A 1,183-nucleotide genomic window follows, 5' to 3' on the forward strand; every position below is an offset into this window, starting at 1 on the left:
TAGTCTCTGCGTATATATTAACCTTATTCCTCTCTTTTGTGCTTTCTAATTTATATGCCTTAATTTAGTGTTTTTATTAAAATGCTAACTTAAGCCGTATATAATTTATTGCTGGTTCTAGCTTGCTTACGAAAACCCTCGCGGATTTTCTATTCGGTTTTTATTTGCTAAATTACGTTCTTAAACACGCAACAAACCATATACAAACACGTTGGCAACAAGCTGAAAAATGACCGTAAAGAAAACACACTTAGTAACTTTATTATTATTCATTACTTACTTCAGTCTTTCATCTATTGTTTTATTTAATCATAATGGTGGAGCTGATATTTTTTTCAACTTTTTAGTTTTTGTGTTTACAATTATTCACATTATAATATTGATAGTTAAGTATATTCTAAATAAGAAAAAGTCATCTTTAATCAATGTTGGAATATTAATTAGTTTGTTCATCATTTATTTTGTTTTCCAAAAGAGTTTTTTAAATATAATGTGGAACTTGACAACCTAAGAAAACGAATGAATCAAAATCTGAAACAAATATTTGAATTAGAAACTGCCGAAAAATATAACGAAGCGTATTCTGAATATCAAAAACTGATTTCGGAAAATAATGCAGAATTTGAAACGTGGAAACATTATTTCTTCTTTTTGTGGTCTATGATTGAAGATGTTAATGGACTATTTAAGAAGGATATTGATTTACGAAGTGAATTGGAAATTAAAGGGCAAGAAATGCTAAAAAAAGCGTTTGAAATGGAACAATCTAATCCGATTTATAAAATGGTTTATTTAGGTTCAAAAAGTCAGAATGACAAAGAACAGAGTTTATATAAAAATGCTTGTGCTGAATCTAAACTGATTTTAAAAACAAAACATAGTGGGAAGGGCTTATTGAACGAATATTATAATCAAGTATTTAATCTTGAATAATAAAAGCCTGTTGCCAACACTGTATATAAAAAATGCGTAGTTTAGTGCTAAACCAAAGTGAAAGTGCGTACTTGCTTTCATCCGATTTTCGTTCCGAAAATCCTCTGACACAAGCACGCACTTTTCATATACAAAACCGTTGTGTGTCATTTGAGAACAGCGTAACTCAACGAAAATAGCAGTTCACTCATTTTGACTTTTTTGATTAATAATATTAAGAGACATTTGAGAAACTAAATTGAATAAAATG

At 28.8% G+C, this 1,183-nt stretch carries 1 protein-coding gene; it reads left to right on the plus strand.

Annotated features, from left to right (window positions below):
• Positions 1–519: 519 nt before the first annotated feature.
• The gene (locus tag IEV77_RS17345) at positions 520–933 is read left to right on the plus strand and encodes a hypothetical protein (protein ID WP_188467176.1); all 414 of its coding nucleotides are present in this window, start codon (positions 520–522) and stop codon (positions 931–933) included.
• Positions 934–1,183: the final 250 nt, after the last annotated feature.

The organism is Xanthomarina arctica, from assembly GCF_014638915.1.
Lineage (GTDB): Bacteria > Bacteroidota > Bacteroidia > Flavobacteriales > Flavobacteriaceae > Xanthomarina > Xanthomarina arctica.